The organism is Microcystis sp. LE19-10.1B (assembly GCF_027530565.1).
Lineage (GTDB): Bacteria > Cyanobacteriota > Cyanobacteriia > Cyanobacteriales > Microcystaceae > Microcystis > Microcystis aeruginosa.
Window position 1 is genome coordinate 1 of the sequence record NZ_JAPZQM010000363.1, and the last position, 1,635, is coordinate 1,635.

2 protein-coding genes and 1 pseudogene are annotated in these 1,635 nt (G+C 33.4%); 1 reads left to right on the forward strand and 2 read right to left on the reverse strand.

Annotated features, from left to right (window positions below; all coding sequences use genetic code 11):
• Window positions 1-188: 188 nt before the first annotated feature.
• Window positions 189-728 (forward strand): annotated as a pseudogene (locus O9332_RS13005) (ATP-binding protein); the annotation flags it as partial.
• A 124-nt stretch (window positions 729-852) separates the two neighbouring features.
• On the opposite strand, the gene O9332_RS13010 reads toward O9332_RS13005, so the two are convergent.
• Together O9332_RS13010 and O9332_RS13015 are read right to left on the reverse strand one after the other, a co-directional pair.
• Window positions 853-1,137, reverse strand: coding sequence for a type II toxin-antitoxin system RelE family toxin (locus O9332_RS13010; RefSeq protein ID WP_002734303.1), 285 nt, complete (start codon window positions 1,135-1,137; stop codon window positions 853-855).
• Window positions 1,112-1,339 (reverse strand): hypothetical protein, encoded by a 228-nt coding sequence (locus tag O9332_RS13015; RefSeq protein WP_002734104.1) that lies wholly within the window; start codon window positions 1,337-1,339, stop codon window positions 1,112-1,114. Before O9332_RS13015 ends, O9332_RS13010 begins: the two co-directional genes overlap by 26 nt.
• Window positions 1,340-1,635 lie beyond the last annotated feature (296 nt).

Sequence of the window (1,635 nt, forward strand, 5' to 3'; positions counted from 1 at the left end):
GGTTCTTCGGTTTTTGTTATGCAATGGACGGGGGTTATAAGGGATGGAACCCTTATATAGAAAGGCATTTGGCGATTTTTGTCAATTATTTTTGCTCTAGAGCGAACTAATCAATTAAGTCTCTTGCCAGATAAGGATTTAGTCGATTTATGCCCCCCTATCGAACCATACTAAGTAACGAAGAACCTTTAACTATTGCTAATCCCATTTATCGGGAAGTGTTACCCCGGGTGTTAACAGTGACACCAATGGCTTCTTTACCGATGATTGCACCCACTTGGTTAAATTCAGAAGGTGAATTAAATATAGATGCTTTATTAACAGCATTTCTCAAATTTTGGCGACAACAGGTCGAACCATTATTAGGTAGCACTGGTTATCATGAAATCGCTCCACATATAGTATTAATGGCTTTTTTACATCGTGTGGTTAATGGTGGGGGAGTTTTAGAAAGGGAATATGCAATTGGTAGCGATAGAATGGATTTATGTTTGCAGTATAAAGATGTAATTTTAGGGATTGAATTAAAAGTATGGCGTGATAAAAAACGCGATCCTCAAGCTGATGGAATTGAACAATTAGAATTTTATTTAGCACGTTTAGGGTTAGATTTTGGTTGGTTATTTATCTTTGATAGGCGGAAAAATGCCTTACCAATGGAAGAGAGGTTATCCACTGAAGTTGTGGTGACGGAAAATCAATATAGAATTACTGTAATTAGAGCTTGAGTGTTTTAAATGAAGTATTTTTGCAAACAATGCTTTTTTCAAAGATATTTAACGGTGAATTTATAAGGTACGTTGCATTTAATTAACACACCCTACAGAATTGGCTGCTTAATTTTTATTTCAGCTATTCATAAACTTTACTTCTATGGGCGATAAAAATTATCGTTACCAGTTTTAAATCATCATTAATTTCATAAATAACTCTATAGTCACCTACTCGATAACGATAATAACCTGATAACTCACCTTTGAGAGATTTTATATTAGGATGATTACGAGGATTAATTTTTAAACGTTCAAAACATCTATCTAACTTTTTTTGTAAAGTAGCAGAAGCAGATTCAAAAAACTCCCCTGCATCAATACTAATAACAACAGTATAATTAATATTTTCGTTTAAGTTTGTCAACAGTAATCACCTTTCCTTGTTTTACATTTTCTCTAGCATGATCAAAATTTTCTTTAAATCCTACAATCTCTAATAACTCTTGAGTAGCATCATCTTCTCTTGTTGCCAAATATGCTAAAAAATCAACTGCTACGAGTAATTTTTCTGGTGACAGTTGTTCAACATATTTTTGGATTTGTTCACGAAGTTCTAACGTATTCATAGATTATTTTGGTTATTTACCCAATTTGATTATATCTGATTCTGAGAAAATTTAGATCCGCGACTTCTGTTATTAATCTTCTCATGTAATAGATAATTTGTAGGGTGTGTTAGCGACAGCGTAACGCACCTCATATTTGCTCAATAATTTATTTTAGGTTCTTCGTTACTTGGTATGGTTCGATAGGGGGGCATAAATCGACTAAATCCTTATCTGGCAAGAGACTTAATTGATTAGTTCGCTCTAGATAAAAAACAATTGACAAAAATCGCTAAATGCCTTTCTATATAAGGGTT

Bases quoted from the DNA above. Each gene is read 5' to 3' on its own strand.
- O9332_RS13015 (WP_002734104.1), bottom strand. From the start codon at position 1,339: ATGAATACGTTAGAACTTCGTGAACAAATCCAAAAATATGTTGAACAA.